This is a genomic window from Anaeromyxobacter oryzisoli, assembly GCF_022690765.1.
In the GTDB taxonomy this organism is placed as follows: Bacteria; Myxococcota; Myxococcia; order Myxococcales; family Anaeromyxobacteraceae; genus Anaeromyxobacter; species Anaeromyxobacter oryzisoli.
The window spans coordinates 34,963-53,581 of record NZ_JALCZA010000008.1 but is presented as its reverse complement, the minus strand read 5'-3'; the positions used below and the strand labels follow the sequence as shown (position 1 = coordinate 53,581).

The following is an 18,619-nucleotide window of genomic DNA, read 5'->3' as shown; positions in this document are numbered from 1 at the left end:
CGGGAGCCTCTCCCGGGGAAGGGACCTTCGCCGCGCGGCGCCGCGACGTCGAGGCGAGGTGGCGCTCGCGCTCGAGCGCTCCTCTGGAGAGGCTGGAGCCGGCCGGGCGGCTAGCGAACCAGCAGCGCCTTCACCGCCTCCGGGGACAGCACCTTGCCGGCAGACCTGACCTCACCGTCCACGGCGAGCGCGGGCGTCGTCATCACGCCGAACTTCGCGATCTCGCGCAGGTCCTCGACCTTCTCGACGGACGCGTCGAGCCCGAGCTCCGCGACCGCCCTCTCGGCGTTGGCGGTGAGCGCCTTGCACTTCGCGCAGCCGGTCCCGAGCACCTGGATCTTCATGTCGTCCGTCCTCCTCACAGCACCGCGTTGAACAGCCACCCGACGAGCAGGATGCCGCTCGCGACGACGCCGACGAACGCCGCGATGAGCGGCGGTCGGAGCACCTTCCGCAGGATCACGATCTCGGGGAGCGAGAGCCCGATCACCGACATCATGAACGCGAGGACGGTGCCGAGCGCGGCGCCCTTCCCGAGCAGCGCCTCCACGACCGGGATGATGCCGGCGGCGTTCGAGTACATGGGCACGCCGATGACCACCGCGGCCGGTACGGACCACCAGGCGGACTTCCCCATGAAGCTCGCGAGCAGCCCCTCGGGCACGTACCCGTGCACGCCGGCCCCGACGGCGATGCCCGCCAGCACCCACGGCCAGACCTTCCCCACGACGTCCCGGACGGCCTCCCGGCCCTTCTCGACGCGGCCCACGAAGCCGAGGCGCTCCGCCTCGAACGCGGCGCCGCGCCTCATCGACTCGTAGACCCACGCCTCGACGTGGCGCTCGAGCTTCATCCGCCCCAGGATGAACCCCGCGGCGATGGCGACGGCGAGGCCGGTGAGGAGGTACAGCAGCGCCACCCGCCACCCGAAGAGGCCGAAGAGGAGCACGAGCGCGACCTCGTTCACCATCGGCGCCGAGACGAGGAACGAGAGCGTGACGCCGAGCGGGATCCCGACCTCGACGAAGCCGAGGAAGAGCGGCACCGCCGAGCACGAGCAGAAGGGTGTCACCACGCCGAGGAGCGCCGCGAGCACGTTCCCGACCGACTCGCGCCTCCCGGCGAGCAAGGCGCGGGTGCGCTCCGCCGTGAAGAACGAGCGGACGATCCCGACGAGGAACACGATGAGGCCGAGCAGGAGCAGGACCTTCGGCGCGTCGTACAGGAAGAACGCGACGCTCTGCCCGAGGTGCGAGGTCCGCCCGAGGCCGAGCAGGCCGAAGGCGATCCGCTCCGAGACGGGCTGGATGGCGGCGTAAGCGGCGAGCCAGACCAGGAGCGCGCCGGCGAGCGCGAGCGCCGTGCGCGCGGAGCGACCCGAGGACGACGCGACCCGGGCCGCCGCCGGGGGCGTGCAGCAGCACGGGGAGGGCGGCGAGTCCGGGCGGGCGACGGGCGGCTTCATGGGGACGGGCTCCTTCGATTCCTGCTCGCGTGGCGGGATCAGGGCGGGTGTAGAGGAAGCAGGCTGGCGGCCGGTCTCCCCGTTCATCGTCATCCGCCGCGTACGGTGCGTGACGCGTGCACGACGGCTTGCATCGCGCGGAAGGTCCATCGTAGAACATCGATGAAATGACCGCCACCTCGAACAAGGAAGCCTGCACGCCCCGGACCTCCCAGGAAGGGCCAGACGTCCGGCCCGTGGAAGGGCCCCAGGCCGACGAGGAGCTCGCGTCGCTCACCAAGGCGCTCGGGCACCCTGCGCGCGTGCAGATCATGCGGCTCCTCGTCCGCCGCGAGGCGTGCATCTGCGGCGACATCGTGGACGAGCTGCCGCTCGCGCAATCGACGGTGTCCCAGCACCTCAAGGTGCTGAAGGACGCGGGGCTCATCCGCGGCGAGATCGACGGCCCCCGCGTCTGCTACTGCGTCGAGCCCCGCACCCTGCGTCGTCTCAAGGCGCTCGTCGGAAGTCTCTGACGATGAAGGAGCCACGCATGTCCGAAGCCGCGCTCGCCGTCACCGACACGCGCCCCGGCGTCGTCCGCCTGCTCTCGTTCCTCGACCGCTACCTCACGCTCTGGATCTTCCTGGCCATGGCCGCGGGGATCGCGCTCGGCTGGGCGGTCCCGGGCGTCGTCCCCGCCCTCGACCGGCTCAGCGTCGGGACCACGTCGATCCCCATCGCCATCGGGCTGATCCTCATGATGTACCCGCCCCTCGCGAAGGTCCGGTACGAGGAGCTGCCGCGCGTCTTCCGGGACGGGAAGGTGCTCGCCCTCTCGCTCGTGCAGAACTGGATCGTGGGACCGCTGCTGATGTTCGCGCTCGCCGTGATCTTCCTGCGCGACCGGCCCGAGTACATGGTCGGGCTCATCCTGATCGGCCTCGCGCGCTGCATCGCGATGGTCATCGTCTGGAACGAGCTCGCGAGGGGCGACACCGAGTACTGCGCCGGGCTCGTCGCGTTCAACTCGATCTTCCAGGTGCTGTTCTTCCCGGTCTACGCCTGGATCTTCGTCACGGTGCTCCCGGGCTGGCTCGGGGTCCGCGGCGCGGAGGTCCACATCACCATCGGCGAGATCGCCCGGAGCGTCTTCGTCTACCTCGGGATCCCGTTCCTCGCCGGGATGGCGAGCCGGTTCGGGCTCCGGGCGTGGAAGGGCGAGGAGTGGTACCGCGAGGTCTTCATCCCGCGGATCTCGCCGATCACGCTCGTCGCGCTCCTGTTCACCATCGTCGTGATGTTCTCGCTCAAGGGCGAGGCCATCGTGCAGGTCCCGCTCGACGTCGTCCGCGTCGCGCTCCCGCTGCTCTGCTACTTCGCCGTCATGTTCTTCGTGTCCTTCTGGATGAGCCGGAAGGTCGGCGCGACGTACGGGCAGACGGCCACCCTGTCCTTCACGGCCGCGTCGAACAACTTCGAGCTCGCCATCGCGGTCGCCGTCGCCACGTTCGGCATGGCCCACGGCGCCGCGTTCGCCGCGGTGATCGGGCCGCTCGTCGAGGTGCCGGTGCTCATCGGGCTCGTGAACGTCGCCCTGCGGCTCCGCGAGCGCTGGTTCCCGGGCGAGACGGGCGTGCCGAGCTTGGCCGGGGCGGTCGAGGGGCCAGCGCGGACGCGGTGAGCGCCGGGCGGGAGCGGCTCGGCGCCGGGGAGGTCCCGGGCTCCCGGCGCGAGGCCGGGAGCTCGAGGGAGGACGTCCACGGGGGCTCCGCGATCCGAGCCGCGGAGAAGGCGAGGGGGGCGCCGCCTACCGCGCCCAGCCCCGATGCTCGATACTGCCGGGGATGACCTCGACGCCGCCGCTCCCGTCGCATCCCTTGCGCGTCCGCCACCTCGGAGACGGTCTGGGCCCGCCGCTCCCGCTCGACGTGCTCGTCGAGGGAGGTGCGTTCGGCAGCGGCACGCATCCGACCACGGTGAGCTGCCTCGAGCTCCTGGCCTCTCTCGCTCCCCTCGACGGCCTGGCGGTCCTCGATCTCGGGGCCGGCACCGGCATCCTCGGCATCGCCGCGGTCCGCCTCGGCGCCGCGAGCGCCCTCTGCGTGGATCTCAACCCCGCGGCGGTGGCCGGCGCTCGGCGCGCGGGCGAGGCGAACGGGCTCGCCGACAGGGTCTCGCACCGCGTGGGGACGGCGAGCGACCTCCCGGGTGAGGCGTTCGATCTCGTGGTCGCCAACATCGGCGGCGACCTCCTCATCGAAGAGGCGGCCGCGGTCGCGCCGCTCGCGCGTCAGGGCGGGAGGCTCCTGCTCTCGGGGGTGCTCCGAGCCTATGCGCCGGAGCTCGAGGCCGCCTATGCCGAGCGCGGCTGGCGCGTCGTCGAGCGCCGCTTCCCGGACGCGTTCTGCACCGTCCTGATGGCCGCGTGAACGCGGGGGCTTCACCGTCCGATGCTCAGGACGCGAGCCGGGCCGAGGCGGCGGCTGCGGCCGCCCGACGCTCCGTCACCCCGAGCCAGGCGGCGACCGGGAGCACCGCCAGGAGGACCGCCGCGCTCCCGACGTACGCCACGACGTCGGAGCGCACGAGCAGGACGGTCCCGAGGAGGGGACCGACGGTCGCGCCGGCGTCGCCGAAGAGCTGCATCGCGCCGACCACGCTGCCGCGCAGCTCGGGGCGGGCGACGTCGCCGGCGAGCGCGAGCAGCGGCGTCGTGACGGCGCCCATCCCGAGGCCGACGAGCGCGAGGCCGGCGCCGAGCGAGCCGGCGCCGGCGGCGAAGGCCGTCGCGAGCAGGCCCGCCGCCATCGCCGCGAGCCCGCAGGCGACGAGCGGCGCGCGCCTGCCCGCGCGGTCGGACGACCGTCCGGCGATCGCGGTGGAGGCGATCATGGCCGCGACGACCGCGCCCATGAAGACGCCGGACGCGGTCTGATCGGAGAGCCCGCCGATCGCGATCCCGCGCTCGTGGACGAGCAGCACGAGCGTGGTGAGGACGACCCCCTGCGCCGCGAGGTAGCTCGCGAAGTTCACGACGGCGATCCCGAGGACGCGCGGGTCCGCGATCGCCGCGAGCGACTGGCGCAGCGTCGGCCGCGTCGTCGCCGCGCCGCGCAGGTCCGGGATCATCCGCTGCCCCACGGCCGCGGCGACGACGGGCACCGCGACGCTCGCGCCGAACGCTGCGGCCGGCCCGAGGAGGCCCGCGAGGATCCCGCCCAGGACGAGGCCGGTGGGGACGCTCGCCGCCTGCGCCAGCCGGACGATGCCGGAGGCGAGCCCGCGGTGGTGAGGCCCCCCGGCGTTCAGGGCCAGGGTCTGGCTGCTCACGAAGACGCACGACGAGCCGGGCCCGTGGAGGAGGCGCCCCGCGAGGAAGAACGGCCCCGGGTGCCCGGACACGACGCCGAGCAGGTACATCGCGAAGACCGCGACCTGCAGCAGGAGGCCGGCGACGAAGACGCGCTTGCCGCCCACGCGGTCCACGAGGGCGCCGACGAGCGGGTTGCTGAGGACGCGGCCGAAGCGGTTCGCGGCCAGGATCACGCCGATGAACGGCAACGAGAGGCCGGCCTGGAGCCCGACGAGCGGCAGGATCGGGAACGCCATCCCTCCGCCGATGCCGGCGATGAGGACGCCCGGCGCGATGGCGAGCGCCGTGCGCCGGACCTCGGCCTCGTCCTGGATCGCGGTGGGTTGCACGCGGTCCGCGGGATACAGGATCGGCGCGCGCGCCGCAATCGCGCTCGACGGCGCCCCGCGAGCGCGCTTGACGAGCGGCTCCCGTTCCGGCAGCCTGCGCCGCAATTATGGACCTCGGTATCCACAATGAGCGGACCGGAGGGCGGCCGTGATCTTCGGCGCCTCCACCACGCACGCGCTCCGCGCGCTCGCGTACCTCGCCGCGAAGCCGGACGGCGAGGCGTCGCTGCGGCGCGAGCTCGCCCGCGAGGTCGGCGTCCCGGCCCCGTACCTCGCCAAGGTCCTCGGCGCGCTGGCGCGGGCAGGGGTCCTCATCGCGGCGCGGGGCGTCGGCGGCGGCTACCGCCTGGCGCGGCCCGCCGACCAGATCGCGCTCGTGGACGTCGTCGAGCCTTTCGAGGGCGACGGCGTCCGGCCGGGCTGCCTGCTGCGCCCCGGCGAGCCTTGCCGCGAGGACGGTCCCTGCTCGGCGCACGCGGCCTGGGCGCAGGTGAAGACCGTCTACGAGCGCTTCCTCCGGACGACGACGCTCGCCGACATCCAGGGCGGCCTCGTCGCGCCCGCCCGAGACGCACGCGCCGCGGGCCCGCGCCGGACCGGCCGCACCGGACGCAGCACCCACCCCAACCCGAAGAGGAGACCCACGACATGACACACCTCACCCTCGCGCTCGCGCTCGCGCTGGCGTCGACGCCCGGCGCGAAGAAGGCGCCGGCGAAGGCCGCAAAGGCCGACGCGTGCGTCACGTGCCACCAGGGGCTGTCCCCGCAGATCGTCGCGGACTGGAAGGCGTCGCGCCACGCGGCCCTCGGCGTCGGCTGCGCCGACTGCCACGGCGGCGATCACAAGACGAAGGAGGACGCGGCGAGCGCGCGCCTCCCGACCCCGGACACGTGCGGGTCGTGTCACGAAGCGCAGGTGGCCGGCTTCAAGAAGGGGAAGCACGCGTTCGCCTGGGCCGCGGTCAAGGCGATGCCGACCTTCCACTACCAGGCGCTCGCGGTCCGCGAGGGGCTCAAGGGCTGCGGCGGCTGCCACAAGCTGGGCCTGAAGTCGGACGCCGAGGCGAAGGAGCTGAGGGAGACCGCGGGCGGGTACGGGGTCGGGAGCTGCGACGCGTGCCACACGCGCCACCTGTTCTCGAAGGCGGAGGCGCGGCAGCCGGAGGCGTGCAAGACCTGCCACATGGGGTTCGATCACCCGCAGTGGGAGATGTACGACGGGTCCAAGCACGGCGTCCGCAACGACCTCAAGCGGACGAGGTCGCTCCCGGACACCGCCGCCGCTCCGACCTGCCAGACCTGCCACATGCAGGAGGGGAACCACGAGGTCCGGACCGCGTGGGGCTTCCTCGCCGTGCGCCTGCCGATGCCCGCGGGCGACAAGCAGTGGACGGACGATCGCGTGACCATCCTCCAGGGGCTCGGCGTCCTCGATCCGAGCGGCAAGCCGACGGCCCGGCTCGACGTGGTCAAGGCGGCGGACGTCGCGCGGCTCACGCAGGAGGCCTTCGACCAGGAGCGGTCGAAGATGCTCGACACCTGCACGAGGTGCCACGCCGGCAAGTTCGCGAAGAAGCAGCTCGAGCTCTCCGACGGGCTGATCCGCGACGTCGACCACCTCATGGCGGAGGCGATCCGCACCGTGGCCGGGCTCTACCAGGACGGCACGCTCGCCAAGCCCGCGAATTACGCGTACCCGTTCCCGGATCTGCTCACGTTCCACGACGCCCCCACGCCGATCGAGCAGAAGCTGTTCGTGATGTTCCTCGAGCACCGCATGCGGGCGTTCGAGGGGGCCTTCCACGCCAACCCGGACTACGTGACCTGGTACGGCTGGAGCGAGCTGCAGCGCGACCTGACGGAGATCCGGTCGATGGCGGACGAGCTGCGGCGCGCGAAGAGGATCGACGCGCGGCTGCAGGCGGCGGCGCCGGCGAAGAGGTAGCCTCCTCCAGCGTCCCCGATGGATCGGGCGGGCGTTCCCGTGAGGGGGCGCCCTCCCTCCGTCTAGGACGACGCTCCGGCTTCGCCGAACCGGGTCGAGAGCTCCTCCCGCGCGGCGCGTGAGCTCGTGGATGCGCGCGCGCTCGTCGCCGAGCCAGCGCTGCTCGGCGCTCGCGTGCCGTCGCCGAAGGGCGCCTCGTCCCTCGTGTCGTTCGCCGCGATCGACGCGACGGGGTGCGCCCGCGGAAGGACGCTCCCACGCCGCTCGGCGCATCGAGCGCGCGCCCGCAGTGCGGGCGATCCGGGCTCCGCCTCCAGCACGGTGGCGAACGCGCGGCGGGCCGCAAGCCCGTCGCGGAGCGACGCGAACCGACGAAGCGTCGAACGAGCCGGTCGGATAGACGAGGTGCTCCGGCGCGCGCGATGGGGCGGTGCTCCATCCTGGAGCAGGGGGGCGGGATGACCGAGAGACCTGCGATCGTGATCCTCGACGACGATCCAGTGGCCCTGAGCGCGTTGCTCGACGCGCTCGCCCGGCGCTTCGGGGCGGACTACCGGGTCGTCTCCCATCTCTCCGCAGGGGCGTGCCTCGACGCCCTCGCGGCGATGAAGGCGGCATCGGAAGAGGTGGCGCTGCTGGTGGCGGATCTGTGGATGCCGGAGATGACCGGGAGCGAGCTCCTGGCTCGGGCCCATCGCATCTACCCCGCCGCCAAGCGGGCGCTGCTCGTCGCCTGGGGGGACCGGGCGGCGTCGCCCTCCATCCTCCAGGGCTGCGCCTTCGGCGAGCTCGACAACTACCTCTACAAGCCGTGGAGCCCGGCCGAGGTCCACCTGTATCCGCTCGTCAGCGAGTTCCTGGCGGAGTGGACGCGCGCGTTTCGCCCAGGCCTCGAGCTCGTCAAGGTGATCGCGCCCGCTCCGTCTCCTCGGTCACACGAGCTGCGGGAGCTCCTGACGCGCAACGGGGTGCCGCACGGGTTCTATGCGTCGGGTACACCCGAAGCCGCGCAGAGCCTCGCGGAGACCGGGGTGTTGGACCGCGGTGCTCCCGTCGTCGTCCTCCTCGACGGGACGGCGCTCGTCGATCCGAGCAACGCGGCGCTGATGGACGCCGTCGGCGAGAGCCCGGAGGAGCTGCGGTGCGATCTGGCGATCGTGGGGGCCGGGCCCGCGGGCCTCGCGGCGGCCGTATATGCAGCGTCGGAGGGGCTGCGGACGCTCGTGGTCGAGCGGGAGGTCGTGGGCGGTCAGGCCGGTTCGAGCGTGCTCATCCGGAACTATCTCGGGTTCCCGCGCGGCATCTCCGGGGCCGAGCTCATGCAGCGCGCTTACCAGCAAGCGTGGCTCTTCGGCGCCAAGTACGTGTTCGCGCGGGAGGTCGCCGGGCTGTCCCAGTCCGGCGGGTACCGGGTCCTGTCGCTCTCCGATGGACGCGAGATCACCGCGCGTGCGGTCCTGGTCGCGACGGGGGCACGCTACCGCCGCCTGGACGTGCCCGGGATCGACCGATTCGTCGGCTCTGGCGTCTTCTACACGGCCTCCACCGACGCCAGCGTGGTCTCGGGGCGCGACGTGGCGGTCGCGGGCGGGGGCAACTCCGCCGGTCAGGCCGTGCTGCACCTCGCGCGGTACGCACGCCGGGTCTCGCTCCTCGTCCGAGGCGATGACCTGACGCAGCACATGTCGGACTACCTCGTCCAAGCGATCCGACGTACCGAGAACGTCGACGTTCGCTTGTCGACGGAGATCGTCGACGTGCAGGGGCTGCACCACATCGAGGAGGTCACGGTGCGCGATCGGTCCCGAGGTGTGCTGGAGAGCATCCCCACGCAGTTGCTGCTGGTGATGATCGGCGTACTCCCGCAGACCGAGTGGCTGGCGACGGCCGTGGAGTGCGATGATCGGGGCTTCATCGTCACCGGTGCCGACGTCACGCGCGACGTCGCCCGGCGACCGCTGCGCCTCGAGACCAGCATGCCGGGCGTCTTCGCGGCGGGCGACGTGAGGCACGGGTCGGTCAAGCGCGTCGCCTCGGCCGTCGGGGAGGGCGCCATCGCGGTCCAGCTCATCCACGAGTACTTGTCGGAGGAGCGCGCGGAGGACCCTGCTTCCGTTCCGGGGACTGCCGCCAGGCTGCCGACGGGAGGCGCGCTCCGCGCGCCCTCCGCGTGACGAACGCCATGACGCGGAATGACCTCGGCGTCGGGAGCGGAGCGCCCGGCGTCCGGACCCCGCGCGCGTTGCGGCCCTCGGCGACCCGTGTGGCAGGCGGTATCGAGCGCGACGCGCCCGCTGCGAGGCGGGACCCTCGCGAACGACGCAGCGGCGCTCGCTACCGGGTCGGCTCCGTCCGGATCGCGCGGATGAAGTCGACGAACATCGCCCGGTCGGAGTCGCGGTACTTCACCTTGGAGAGGTGGACGTCGATCCAGACCCCGTTCACGACGAGGTGAGCGTTGACGTGGTGCTGATCGAGCCGGATCCCCTTCGGGCCGGGGTCGGTGCTCTCGGTGACGAAGACGTCGCCGATCCGCGCCTCACGCCAGTCGCGCCGGCCAGGGTAGAGCTTCTTCAGCCTCGCGGAGAACAGGTCCCGGCAGGCCTCGCTCGACCGGCAGTCCTGCGCGGGCTCGAAGTTGAACGAGACGTTGAGCCCGGTCTTGCCGTCGGTCAGCATGTAGTAGGGGCGCGCGTCGTCCTTCTGCTCGATGCCGAGCGCGGCCGCGGGGAACGCGAGCGATCCCAGCCCCTCCGGGAGCGCGATCCGGTACGCGTCGCCTCGCCGCTCGATCGACGCGGCCTGCGCCGCATGGTCGAGTCGAGCCCGGCGCAGCAGCTCCAGGGCGCGCGGGACGACGGGGGAGCGGGGGCCGCTGGTCAGCAGCGTGAAGAGGCAGGCGGTCTCGCGGTCGAGGGCGAGCGCGCCCTGCACCAGGTACGGGAGCTCGCCGGGCTTGGGCGCGCGGTCCGTGGCGCCGAAGTAGAACCCCGCCTTTTCGCCACCGATCGGCGCGAGCGCGAGGGACTTCTCCACCGCGTTCCGGGCGACGTCATCCGCCATCCGCTGGACCTGGGCGCGGAGCGCGTCCCGCCCGAGGAGCTTGGCCCGCTTCGCCGGTGGGATCGGGAAGGCGGTCAGCTCCAGGGTGAAAGGCTCGCCGCTCGCGGGGGAGAGCGCGACGGTCGGGGGGATGCCGTCGTCGTTCCCGCGGACGCCGGCCCGCCAGCTCTCCGGAGCGGGGAGGTGCAGGGTGCCGACCCCCGGGATCCGCAGCGCGCGCTCACCGCCCGGTGCGGCGGCGGTGGGGCTCGGCGTGGCGAACGCGAAGATCAGCGCAGCGACCGCGGCGTGCATCCTCATGGTGCCTCGTCTCACGGTGAACGAACCGCCAGGGTACACCATCGGACGCAACCGAGGTCACGGAGCGAGGGGGGCTAGCCCCTCGGCCTTGCGCCGAGGCCTCGCTTCGCCGCGCTCGACTACGCGGTCGCCGCGGGCGGGACGCGCGGTGAGCGCGACGGCGCCCTCGCGGACGACGTCCCGTCGACGCCGGCGGCGCGACGGGGCTCCGGCCCCGCGACGCCGCCGCGCGTGCCGATGCGGAAGTACCCGACGAGCTGGCGCAGCGCCTCCGCCTGCGAGGCCATCTGCTCAGCGGTGGACGAGAGCTCCTCGGCCGCCGAGGCGTTGCGCTGCGTCACGGCCTCGACGCTCGCCATCGCCCGCCCGATCTGCTCGACGCTGCTCGTCTGCTCGCGGGACGCGGCCGCCACGTTCTCGACGAGCTTCGCGGTCTTGCCGATCGCGGGCACGAGGTCGCCCAGCAGCTTCCCCGACTGCTCGGCGACCGCGAGGCTCGAGGTGGCGTCGCCGCTGATCTGCTTCGCGGCGCCCTGGCTTCGCTCCGCGAGCTTGCGGACCTCCGCCGCGACGACGGAGAACCCCCGCCCGTGCTCGCCCGCGCGGGCGGCCTCGATGGCGGCGTTCAAGGCGAGCAGGTTCGTCTGGTACGCGATCTCCTCGACGATCCCGATCTTCTCGACGATCGACCGCATCGCGTCGACGGTGGCGGCCACGGCCGTGCCGCTCGCCTCCGCGTCGCGCGCGCCGCCGAGCGCCGCCTGCTCGGTCTCCCGGCTCGCCTGGGCGTTGCTGGCGATGGACGAGGACATCTGCTCGAGCTGCGCCGTGGTCTCCTCGACGGACGCCGCCTGCTCCCCGGTGCCCTGCGACAGCGTCTGGGCGGTGGACGACACCTGGTCGGACGCCAGGCCGAGCGCCTCGGCGCCGCCGCGGACCTCCCCGATGATCTCGCGCAGCCGGTCGGTCATGGTCCTCATCGCGGCGAGCGCCTGGCCGGCCTCGTCGGAGGAGGAGTCGTCGATCTCGACCGTCATGTCGCCGGCGCCGATCGCCTCGGCGGTCCGCGCGATCTTCTCGAGCGGCCGCAGGGCCCGGCGGACGACGAGGTACGTCGCCCCGACCACGAGGATCACCGAGACGGCGCCGACGAGGAGGAGCTCGCGCAGGAACGCGTGCAGCGCGGTGTACTTGTGCCCCTCCGGGACGGCGTAGGCGACGGTCCACCCCCACGCCGGGAACCGGTGGAAGGCCAGCCACGTCCGCTGCCCGTCGAGCGACACCCAGGTCGTGCCTTGCTCGCCGAGGTCCCGCGGCCCGCTCGCGCCGAGGTCGGAGCCGGGCGGCAGCGTGGGGTGGTGGATGACCTTGCCCGCGCCGTCCAGCACGAAGAGCTGGACGCCGTCGCTGCGCGTGGCGCCGTACCGCGCGACGACGCTCTCGAGGGCGCTCTTCTGCGCGCCCTGCACGTACGCCTCCACGCCGGCGAGCCCCGTGCGCTGCAGGTTCGCCTGCTCCGCCTCGAACTGGGCCACGATGCCGTCGAGCCGCTCGCCGTAGAGCGCGTCGTCCTTCTCGTTGATGAGGCGGGACGCCGTCGCGTAGACGGCGACGACGATGACCGCGAGCGTCGCGGCCATGACGAGCGACTGGATCCCGGTGACGCGGGTGCGGATCAGCATCGTGGCCTCGGCGCTACTGCACGACCTGCGCGTTGCGGACGATGCCGGGCGCGAACACGATGCCGGCCGCCTTCGCGAGCTTCAGGTTCATGAAGATCTTCGACTGCTTGTTCGTGGCGACGGGGATCGCGGACGGCGCCTCGCCCTTGAGGATGCGCAGCGCGGTGGTGGCCGCGTAGGCGCCCTGCTCCTCCTCGATCTTGGTGAAGCCGAGCATCGCGTAGGGCATCATGAAGTCGTACGCGGTCGCGGAGGGGACCTTCGTGTTGGCCGCCACGAACGCCTTCGCCTCGGCCTCGTTCCAGCCCTGGATGCCGGTGACGTTGCCGAGGAAGATCATGTCGGTGTCGCGCTGCATCTCGAGGAACGCCTGCTTCCACTCGGCGAACGTCTTCGCGAACTTCTCCTTCGCGAACGTGATGCCGAGCGTCTTCTTGTAGTGCGGGTTCTCGATGCGCTCGGTCTCGGAGTCCACGGTGAGGTAGCCGATGCGGCTCCCCTTCGCGTAGGCCCGGAGGTTCTTGAGCAGCTCCTTCACCGGCGCCACCTCGACGATCCCCGTCGCGTTCTTGTAGGGGAGGCCGTACTTGCTCGCGTCCCAGTTCACGCCGCAGAAGACGAAGGGGAGCCGCGCGTTCTTGTAATGGTCCTCGAGCACGTACCGGACGGCGGGATCGTCGGCGACGACGACGACGTCCGGCCTGTAGGCCTCGATCTCCGCCCTCGCCTTGTCCGCGGCCTGGTTGCGGAACGCGTCGTCCGGGTGGCGCTTGAGATCCATCCGGATGAACCGGAGCTCGACGCCCGAGCCCGCGAACGCGGCGCGCGCCCCCTTCTCCTCACCGTCACTCCAAGGATAGCCCTCGTGATACGAGTTCACGAAGAGCACCTTCTTGCCTGCGAGCGGCGCCGCCTGGGCGGTCGTGGTCGAGAGGGCGAGGAGGGCGGGAGCCAGCCGGAGCAACAGTCGGATCATGTGGGCCTCGTTGGGAGTCGTCGGCCGCGGCGTGATGCATCGTGTGGTCCAATAACGGAGCGTGTAACCCACCGGAAGCCGTCAGCCGGAGCGGCGCGCTCGCCGTGATTCGACGCGGCATGACCCGGGTGGCGTCGGCCCCATGGGTCGCGCAGTTCGTCACTGCGGCAAAATGCCGCAACGCCAGGCCCGGCGAGCGGGTCACCGGCCCGACCCAGCGCGACCAGTCGTTCGGGGATGACGCGTCGAAAAGAGGCGTGATGCCGTCGAAGCCTCGGCCCGACCCGGAAGCGCAGGCCAGTCGAAGCGCCGTTCGCCCTCAGCCCGGTGACGCCGAGCCCGGTGGCGCCGTGTTCTCCGGGGGAGCTCTGCGGCCCGGTCAGGGCCCTCCCGCCCGGAGCACGCTGAGCGTGTGCCGTCCCAACGCCCGGAACTCGTCGAAGTGCGTCGCGAGCAGATAGCTCCAGACGAAGAGCATGGAATGAAACACGCCGGGCGCCCTCACGCGCAGCGCTTCCCCCCAGCGGCCGATGGCCGTGCACACCGGGGCGGACCGGGCGATCTGGGCGAACCCCACCCCGAGCGCTGCCCCGGCCAGGATGTCCGAGGGCCAGTGGAGCCCGAGGTACACCCTGGGCAAGAGGACGAACACGAACACGTACGAGAACGCGATCCAGCCGAGCCGGCGCGAGGCGAACCAGATCCCGGCCGCGAGCATGCAGTAGAGGACCGCGTGATCGCTCGGGAACGAGCTCCAGCCGTCCAGGGGGCGGGTCACGAGCCCACACGCAGGATGGAGCCCGAGGGCGAGGTCGTGAAGCGGCCTCGTCCGGAACGGCAGCAGGACCGCGAGGGCGCGGGCGGCGGCGAGCGCGAAGATGGCCACCACCAGGACCGACAGGAGCTCGTCACGGCGCGCCCGGGCCCTGTCGTTCGCGAACAGCGCGAACCAGAGCAAGGCGAACAAGACGACCCCCTTCAGCATCGTGGCGCTCAGGAGGTACACGACCGCCTCGTCGAAGAGGCACGAGCGCGATTTGAAGCCGTCGAAGAAACGGACGATGGCCGCATCCAATTGGAGCATCTGCTCACCTCTGGCGAGCTACGGGTGCCGGCATCGCACTTACTCACTGGACCGATGGCCGGGTAGCCGCCATCGTCAGGGCCGTTCGAGGGGGCGCTCGCGTCATGGCCGATCGGGCCGTGCGCTCGAGGATCGAGTCCCGAGGGTGCTCGGTGGCTGGACCCGCGGGGGACGCAAGCCGCCGCCGTCTCACGTGGCGGCCGCGCTCGCGCGAATTCGTTCAGGCACCTGTCGTCGAGGGGCGCCCAAGAGGCGCGGCTCCCCGGCGCGCCGGGGCTTAGCCTTACCTAGCGGCGGACGGGATCCGCCGCGAGGAGAGGGGGAGGAAATGGCCTCGTACCTGGTGCTGTTCGGCTACACCGCGCAGGGCATGCAGCGCATCAAGGAGAGCCCGAAGCGCATCGATGCGTCGAAGCAAATCATCCGCCAGATGGGCGGCGAGGTGCGTGAGTTCTACGCGATCCTGGGGAGCCCGCACGACACGATGATCGTCCTCGAGGCCCCGAACGACGAGGCGGTCGCGAAGATGGTCCTCGCCATCGGCGCCCAGGGCAACGTCCGCACCGAGACCCATCGGATCTTCACCGAGGAGGAGTTCAAGAAGGTGGTCGGCTCGCTCCCCTGACGACCGGGAGGCGAGGGGCGGCGCGCTCCGGCCGCCCGGCGTGATCGAGGAGCGCTCCGTGCGGGGCCGAGCTCGTGGCGGGACGGCCCGTCACGGGGCTCGCCCGGGCCCGTGCCCCCGCGGCGGCGCGATCACGCCGCCGGCGCGGGCTTCAGCGTCAGCAGGTGCCCGATGATCATCGACCCGCCGACGAGCACGCCCAGCCCGTGCAGGAAGGCGGCGAGCATCCAGAAGCGCATCGGCGCCTGGGCCACCATGAAGGCCTGTCCCTGCACGCGCTCGAGGTAGGCCTGCAGGACGCCCGCCACCGCGAAGGCGAGGCTCATCCCGAGGAGCGACACGCTCGCGATCCAGAACCCCCAGTGGCCGAGGGCCGAGCGGTACTCGTCGGTCGGGAAGCGCCGGAGGCGCGGCACGGCGAAGTAGAAGAAGCTCAGGTTGACCAGCACGTACGCTCCGTAGAACGCCAGGTGTCCGTGCGAGACGGTCACCTGGCTCCCGTGCGTGTAGTAGTTGATCTGCGGGAGCGTGTGCGCGAAGCCGAAGGCGCCCGCGCCGACGAAGTGGAGCACCGCCATGCCGAAGAGGAAGACCCACGTGAGGCGCGGCCTGAGCGGCCGACGGCTCGCGCGCATGTGCCGCCAGGTGTCGACCAGCATCAACGCGATCGGGAGCGGCTCGAGCGCCGAGAAGACGCCGCCGGCCACCAGCCAGTACCTGGGCGCGCCGAGCCAGTAATAGTGGTGGCCGGTCCCGACGATGCCGGTGAAGAGGAAGAGCCCGAGCTCGACGTAGAGCCACTTCTCGACCACCCGGCGCTCGATCCCCGTGAGCTGGATGATCAGGAACGCGACGAGCGCCGCGGCGACGAGCTCCCAGGCCCCTTCGACCCAGAGGTGGACGACCCACCACCAGTAATACCAGTCCACGGCGAGGTTCCTGTAGAACGGGATGCCCACCAGGTAGAGCAGCGCGAGGAACGTGAGGCCGGCGAGGAGGCTCCCCTGGGTCGCGGTGAACCGACGCGCCCGGAGGACGGTCGCGCCGACGTTCGCGAGGAACATCAGCGCGCCGACGACGACGAGCACGTCGAGCGGGCGCGGGATCTCGAGCAGCGGCCGCCCCTGCGTCCAGCCGAAGAGGAACCCGACGAGCGCCACGACGCCGGTGCCGGCGAGGAGGACGAGCTGCGCGAGCGCGAGCCTCGGCCAGGCGAGCTCGGACTGGGTCTCCTCCGGGATCGCGTAGTACGTCGCGCCCATGAACCCGAGGAGCAGCCAGAGCACGAGCAGGTTCGTGTGCATCGCGCGCGCGGTCGAGAACGGGAAGACGTCCACGATCGCCTGTGGCAACGTGAACCAGTAGTTGAACGCGAGCCACAGCCCGAGCACGAGCTGCAGCCCGAACAGCAGGAGCGCGACGACGAAGTACGGATAGGCCACCCGCTGGCTCCGATAGGTCACGGCTCCCTCCCGCGGATGGGGGCGAGGCTCACGAGGAACTCGGCGATCACCTCGCGCTGCGCGGCCGGGACGTCGCCGAGCGCCGGCATCGACGTCCCCGGGGTGAAGCGCTGCGGGTCCGCGAGGTACGCCGCGATCCAGGGCGCGTCGCGGCGCGCGCCGATCCACTCGAGCCTCGGCCCGACGCGCCCGCCGGACTCGCCGAGCGCGTGGCACCCGAGGCAGCCCCCCTGCTGGACGAGCGCGGCGCCCGGCGAGAGCGCGGCGGTCGCGAGCAGCCGGCGGGTGGAGGCACGCCAGCGGGCCTCGGAGTCCTGCGGGGGCCAGTCGTGGTTGTCGATCTCGGAGACCCAGCGCAGGAACGCGGCGATGGCCTCCACCTCGGGAGCGGAGAGGTGCTGCTGCGGCATCTTCCGCCACGACGAGGCGAGCACCTGGGCCGGGCGCTCCAGGCGCGACCGGATCGTCTCCTCGCCCACGCGGGCGTACGCGCGCGTGAGGTCCGGGGCGTAGTAGGCCCCGAAGCCCAGGATGGTGTGGCAGTCGTTGCAGTTGCGCAGCTCGAAGGCGCGCTTCCCCGCGACGACGCGCTCGTCCAGACGATCCGCGTGGGTGAGCGCGGCGAAGTGGCGGTGCGTGTCCGCGGTCATGGCGAGGAACAGGACGAGCGACACGAGCGTCCCCGCCCAGAACACGAGCTTCGCCGAGCGTTCGGTCATGCGATCCCCCCGCCGGATGACGCCATTCGAGCGCCGGTCGGAGGTGCCGTCGACCGGTCGCTCGGGGACGGCCCTCGGGGACAGCCCTGGAAGGCTTGAGCCACGCCAGGAGGCGCCCCGCTCGCGTCCAGCTCCTGCGGCGCACGCCGCTCGCGCGCGCGGGCGAAGCTGGGGCTGCGCTGCTGCGGTGTCCCGGGTGCCAGCGGGACGGTCCTGCGCGAGCGGGAGACGCGCCGGTGCTATGGTCCGCCGCAAGGAACGGAGGCTGCTCATGCCGGACGAGGCCAAGCTGGCGAGGACCGTCGCGACCGCCATCCTGGGGATCGACACGCTCTGGGGAGGCGACGTGATGAACCCGTCGGGGACGGGCCGGTACATCGCCGACTCCTGGTTCTCCGACGAGCCGCTCCCCGAGGCGTACACGCACCCCGCGGCGGCGAGGCTGCGCGAGGCGGGCGGCGTCACCGCGCCGTCGTCGGACCAGGCCGCGATCGACGCGTACCTCGCGGCGGTGGACGTGCCGGCCGCGATCGAGGAGCTGACCGCGCGCGGGCGCGCGCTCGGCGGCCTGCGCGGCGCCTACCTCTCCGGAGAGGGCGAGTGCCTCCACGTCATGTGGGAGCTCGTCGAGGAGCTGCGCGGGCGCGGACCGAAGGTGCCTTACGAGCGTTGCGTGATCTGCTCGACCGGGACGCCCCCCGAGCCGTCGAGGCCGGAGCCGAAGCGGCAGCGCCTCGCGGAGCTGCTCCGCGTCCCGGCCGAGCCGGAGCGGCTCCTGGCGGCGGTCGATGCCTGGCGGCGCGAGCGGCTCGTCCCGCGCAAGGCGATCAAGCTCCTCGCCGACGGCTTCATCGCCCAGCTCGAGGAGGGCACCCGCCGGCACGTGGTGCCGTACCTCCCCGCCGCCCTCCACGCGGTCCCGCGCGCGAACATCGAGTTCCTGCTCGTCGAGGACGCCTGGTTCTCCGGCTCGATGAACTACGTCGGCCGGGCGCGGAACCCCGACGGCTCGCCGCGCTACGAGGCCACCTACGAGATCAACGCCGCGCTCGAGATCTCGGTGCCGGAGCTCGTGCAGCTCGTCTCCCACGAGGTGATCCCCGGTCACGTGACCAACTTCGCGCTCGCCCAGGCCTTGTACGTGCAGGGGAAGCTCGAGTTCGAGGGCACCGTGCTCACCATGAACACGCGGGGCGCGGCGCTCTCCGAGGGGCTCGCCAACAACGCCATCCTGATGGCGTTCGGCGCGAAGGAGGTCGCGGAGCTGCCCGACGTCGATCTGCAGATCGGCACGCTGCTGGCGCTCCTCCAGGACGACGCGAAGAACCAGTCGTCGTGGCTCACCTGGGAGGAGCGGCGCCCGCAGGACGAGGTCGCCCGGGTGCTCCGCGGCGAGTACCTGTGCTCCGAGGAGCGCGCCGAGAAGCTCTCCGGCGCCTGGGGCCGCCATCCGCTCAACGGGCGCATGTACCTACCGTGTTACCGCGCCGGCACCGAGAAGGTGGCCGAGCTCCGGCGGCGCCACCCGCCGGAGAGGGTGATCCCCGCGCTGTACCAGGTGCTCGGCCTGGTGGACGTGGTGACCATCGACCGCGTACTCTGAGGAGAATG

At 72.2% G+C, this 18,619-nt stretch carries 17 protein-coding genes; 8 read left to right on the top strand and 9 right to left on the bottom strand.

Features of this window, described 5'->3' with window-relative positions; all coding sequences use genetic code 11:
* Positions 1-110: 110 nt before the first annotated feature.
* Both MNZ27_RS04500 and MNZ27_RS04495 read right to left on the bottom strand, forming a co-directional pair.
* Complete coding sequence (locus tag MNZ27_RS04500) at positions 111-344, bottom strand: thioredoxin family protein (protein WP_242392840.1); 234 nt, start codon at positions 342-344, stop codon at positions 111-113.
* Positions 345-358: 14 nt separating this feature from the next.
* Positions 359-1,465: a permease gene (locus MNZ27_RS04495; protein ID WP_242392839.1), complete on the bottom strand. Its 1,107-nt coding sequence runs from the start codon at positions 1,463-1,465 to the stop codon at positions 359-361.
* 167 nt (positions 1,466-1,632) lie between these two features.
* Between MNZ27_RS04495 and MNZ27_RS04490 the strand changes: the two genes are divergently transcribed.
* The 3 genes from MNZ27_RS04490 to MNZ27_RS04480 all read left to right on the top strand — a co-directional run bounded on the left by MNZ27_RS04490 (position 1,633) and on the right by MNZ27_RS04480 (position 3,876).
* A complete protein-coding gene (locus MNZ27_RS04490; protein ID WP_242392838.1) occupies positions 1,633-1,980 on the top strand; it encodes an ArsR/SmtB family transcription factor in 348 nt (115 codons plus the stop codon).
* 17 nt (positions 1,981-1,997) lie between these two features.
* Entirely contained in the window at positions 1,998-3,128 is a 1,131-nt protein-coding gene (gene arsB, locus MNZ27_RS04485; protein ID WP_242392837.1) for an ACR3 family arsenite efflux transporter, read from the top strand.
* A 163-nt stretch (positions 3,129-3,291) separates the two neighbouring features.
* Positions 3,292-3,876, top strand: a complete 585-nt coding sequence (locus tag MNZ27_RS04480) for a 50S ribosomal protein L11 methyltransferase (protein WP_242392836.1) — start codon at positions 3,292-3,294, stop codon at positions 3,874-3,876.
* 25 nt (positions 3,877-3,901) lie between these two features.
* Here the strand turns inward: MNZ27_RS04480 and MNZ27_RS04475 are convergent, their stop codons facing one another.
* Positions 3,902-5,149, bottom strand: a complete 1,248-nt coding sequence (locus MNZ27_RS04475; RefSeq protein ID WP_242392835.1) for an MFS transporter — start codon at positions 5,147-5,149, stop codon at positions 3,902-3,904.
* A gap of 148 nt (positions 5,150-5,297) precedes the next feature.
* Here MNZ27_RS04475 and MNZ27_RS04470 point away from each other — a divergent pair, with 148 nt between their 5' ends.
* From MNZ27_RS04470 to MNZ27_RS04460, 3 genes are all read left to right on the top strand, one after another.
* Positions 5,298-5,801 carry an RrF2 family transcriptional regulator gene (locus tag MNZ27_RS04470; protein WP_242392834.1) on the top strand — a complete coding sequence of 168 codons (504 nt, stop codon included), beginning with the start codon at positions 5,298-5,300 and terminating at the stop codon, positions 5,799-5,801.
* Positions 5,798-7,096: a multiheme c-type cytochrome gene (locus tag MNZ27_RS04465; protein ID WP_242392833.1), complete on the top strand. Its 1,299-nt coding sequence runs from the start codon at positions 5,798-5,800 to the stop codon at positions 7,094-7,096. Before MNZ27_RS04470 ends, MNZ27_RS04465 begins: the two co-directional genes overlap by 4 nt.
* 458 nt (positions 7,097-7,554) lie before the next feature.
* Entirely contained in the window at positions 7,555-9,270 is a 1,716-nt protein-coding gene (locus tag MNZ27_RS04460; protein WP_242392832.1) for an FAD-dependent oxidoreductase, read from the top strand.
* Positions 9,271-9,430: 160 nt separating this feature from the next.
* Here MNZ27_RS04460 and MNZ27_RS04455 read toward each other — a convergent pair whose 3' ends face one another.
* The 4 genes from MNZ27_RS04455 to MNZ27_RS04440 form a co-directional block, all read right to left on the bottom strand.
* Positions 9,431-10,459: a hypothetical protein gene (locus tag MNZ27_RS04455; protein WP_242392831.1), complete on the bottom strand. Its 1,029-nt coding sequence runs from the start codon at positions 10,457-10,459 to the stop codon at positions 9,431-9,433.
* A gap of 119 nt (positions 10,460-10,578) precedes the next feature.
* The gene (locus tag MNZ27_RS04450) at positions 10,579-12,141 is read right to left on the bottom strand and encodes a methyl-accepting chemotaxis protein (RefSeq protein ID WP_242392830.1); all 1,563 of its coding nucleotides are present in this window, start codon (positions 12,139-12,141) and stop codon (positions 10,579-10,581) included.
* 13 nt (positions 12,142-12,154) lie between these two features.
* Entirely contained in the window at positions 12,155-13,117 is a 963-nt protein-coding gene (locus MNZ27_RS04445; protein WP_242392829.1) for an ABC transporter substrate-binding protein, read from the bottom strand.
* A 379-nt stretch (positions 13,118-13,496) separates the two neighbouring features.
* Entirely contained in the window at positions 13,497-14,201 is a 705-nt protein-coding gene (locus MNZ27_RS04440) for a phosphatase PAP2 family protein (RefSeq protein WP_242392828.1), read from the bottom strand.
* A gap of 328 nt (positions 14,202-14,529) precedes the next feature.
* Between MNZ27_RS04440 and MNZ27_RS04435 the strand changes: the two genes are divergently transcribed.
* Positions 14,530-14,826 carry a GYD domain-containing protein gene (locus MNZ27_RS04435; RefSeq protein WP_242392827.1) on the top strand — a complete coding sequence of 99 codons (297 nt, stop codon included), beginning with the start codon at positions 14,530-14,532 and terminating at the stop codon, positions 14,824-14,826.
* 131 nt (positions 14,827-14,957) lie between these two features.
* On the opposite strand, the gene MNZ27_RS04430 is transcribed toward MNZ27_RS04435, so the two are convergent.
* Positions 14,958-16,289 (bottom strand): cbb3-type cytochrome c oxidase subunit I, encoded by a 1,332-nt coding sequence (locus MNZ27_RS04430; RefSeq protein WP_242392826.1) that lies wholly within the window; start codon positions 16,287-16,289, stop codon positions 14,958-14,960.
* Positions 16,286-17,008, bottom strand: a complete 723-nt coding sequence (locus MNZ27_RS04425; protein ID WP_242392825.1) for a c-type cytochrome — start codon at positions 17,006-17,008, stop codon at positions 16,286-16,288. The genes MNZ27_RS04430 and MNZ27_RS04425 overlap by 4 nt, the downstream gene beginning before the upstream one ends.
* Positions 17,009-17,279: 271 nt before the next feature.
* Here MNZ27_RS04425 and MNZ27_RS04420 point away from each other — a divergent pair, with 271 nt between their 5' ends.
* Positions 17,280-18,611, top strand: coding sequence for a hypothetical protein (locus MNZ27_RS04420; RefSeq protein WP_242392824.1), 1,332 nt, complete (start codon positions 17,280-17,282; stop codon positions 18,609-18,611).
* Positions 18,612-18,619 lie beyond the last annotated feature (8 nt).

What these genes read in the sequence shown, in the direction of transcription:
- MNZ27_RS04460 (WP_242392832.1), top strand. Translation starts at nt 7,555, where the DNA reads ATGACCGAGAGACCTGCGATCGTGATCCTCGACGACGATCCAGTGGCC.
- MNZ27_RS04425 (WP_242392825.1), bottom strand. Translation starts at nt 17,008, where the DNA reads ATGACCGAACGCTCGGCGAAGCTCGTGTTCTGGGCGGGGACGCTCGTG.
- MNZ27_RS04500 (WP_242392840.1), bottom strand. Translation starts at nt 344, where the DNA reads ATGAAGATCCAGGTGCTCGGGACCGGCTGCGCGAAGTGCAAGGCGCTC.
- MNZ27_RS04490 (WP_242392838.1), top strand. Translation starts at nt 1,633, where the DNA reads ATGACCGCCACCTCGAACAAGGAAGCCTGCACGCCCCGGACCTCCCAG.
- arsB (WP_242392837.1), top strand. Translation starts at nt 1,998, where the DNA reads ATGTCCGAAGCCGCGCTCGCCGTCACCGACACGCGCCCCGGCGTCGTC.
- MNZ27_RS04465 (WP_242392833.1), top strand. Translation starts at nt 5,798, where the DNA reads ATGACACACCTCACCCTCGCGCTCGCGCTCGCGCTGGCGTCGACGCCC.
- MNZ27_RS04445 (WP_242392829.1), bottom strand. Translation starts at nt 13,117, where the DNA reads ATGATCCGACTGTTGCTCCGGCTGGCTCCCGCCCTCCTCGCCCTCTCG.
- MNZ27_RS04495 (WP_242392839.1), bottom strand. Translation starts at nt 1,465, where the DNA reads ATGAAGCCGCCCGTCGCCCGCCCGGACTCGCCGCCCTCCCCGTGCTGC.
- MNZ27_RS04435 (WP_242392827.1), top strand. Translation starts at nt 14,530, where the DNA reads ATGGCCTCGTACCTGGTGCTGTTCGGCTACACCGCGCAGGGCATGCAG.
- MNZ27_RS04440 (WP_242392828.1), bottom strand. Translation starts at nt 14,201, where the DNA reads ATGCTCCAATTGGATGCGGCCATCGTCCGTTTCTTCGACGGCTTCAAA.
- MNZ27_RS04480 (WP_242392836.1), top strand. Translation starts at nt 3,292, where the DNA reads ATGACCTCGACGCCGCCGCTCCCGTCGCATCCCTTGCGCGTCCGCCAC.
- MNZ27_RS04420 (WP_242392824.1), top strand. Translation starts at nt 17,280, where the DNA reads ATGCCGGACGAGGCCAAGCTGGCGAGGACCGTCGCGACCGCCATCCTG.
- MNZ27_RS04455 (WP_242392831.1), bottom strand. Translation starts at nt 10,459, where the DNA reads ATGAGGATGCACGCCGCGGTCGCTGCGCTGATCTTCGCGTTCGCCACG.
- MNZ27_RS04450 (WP_242392830.1), bottom strand. Translation starts at nt 12,141, where the DNA reads ATGCTGATCCGCACCCGCGTCACCGGGATCCAGTCGCTCGTCATGGCC.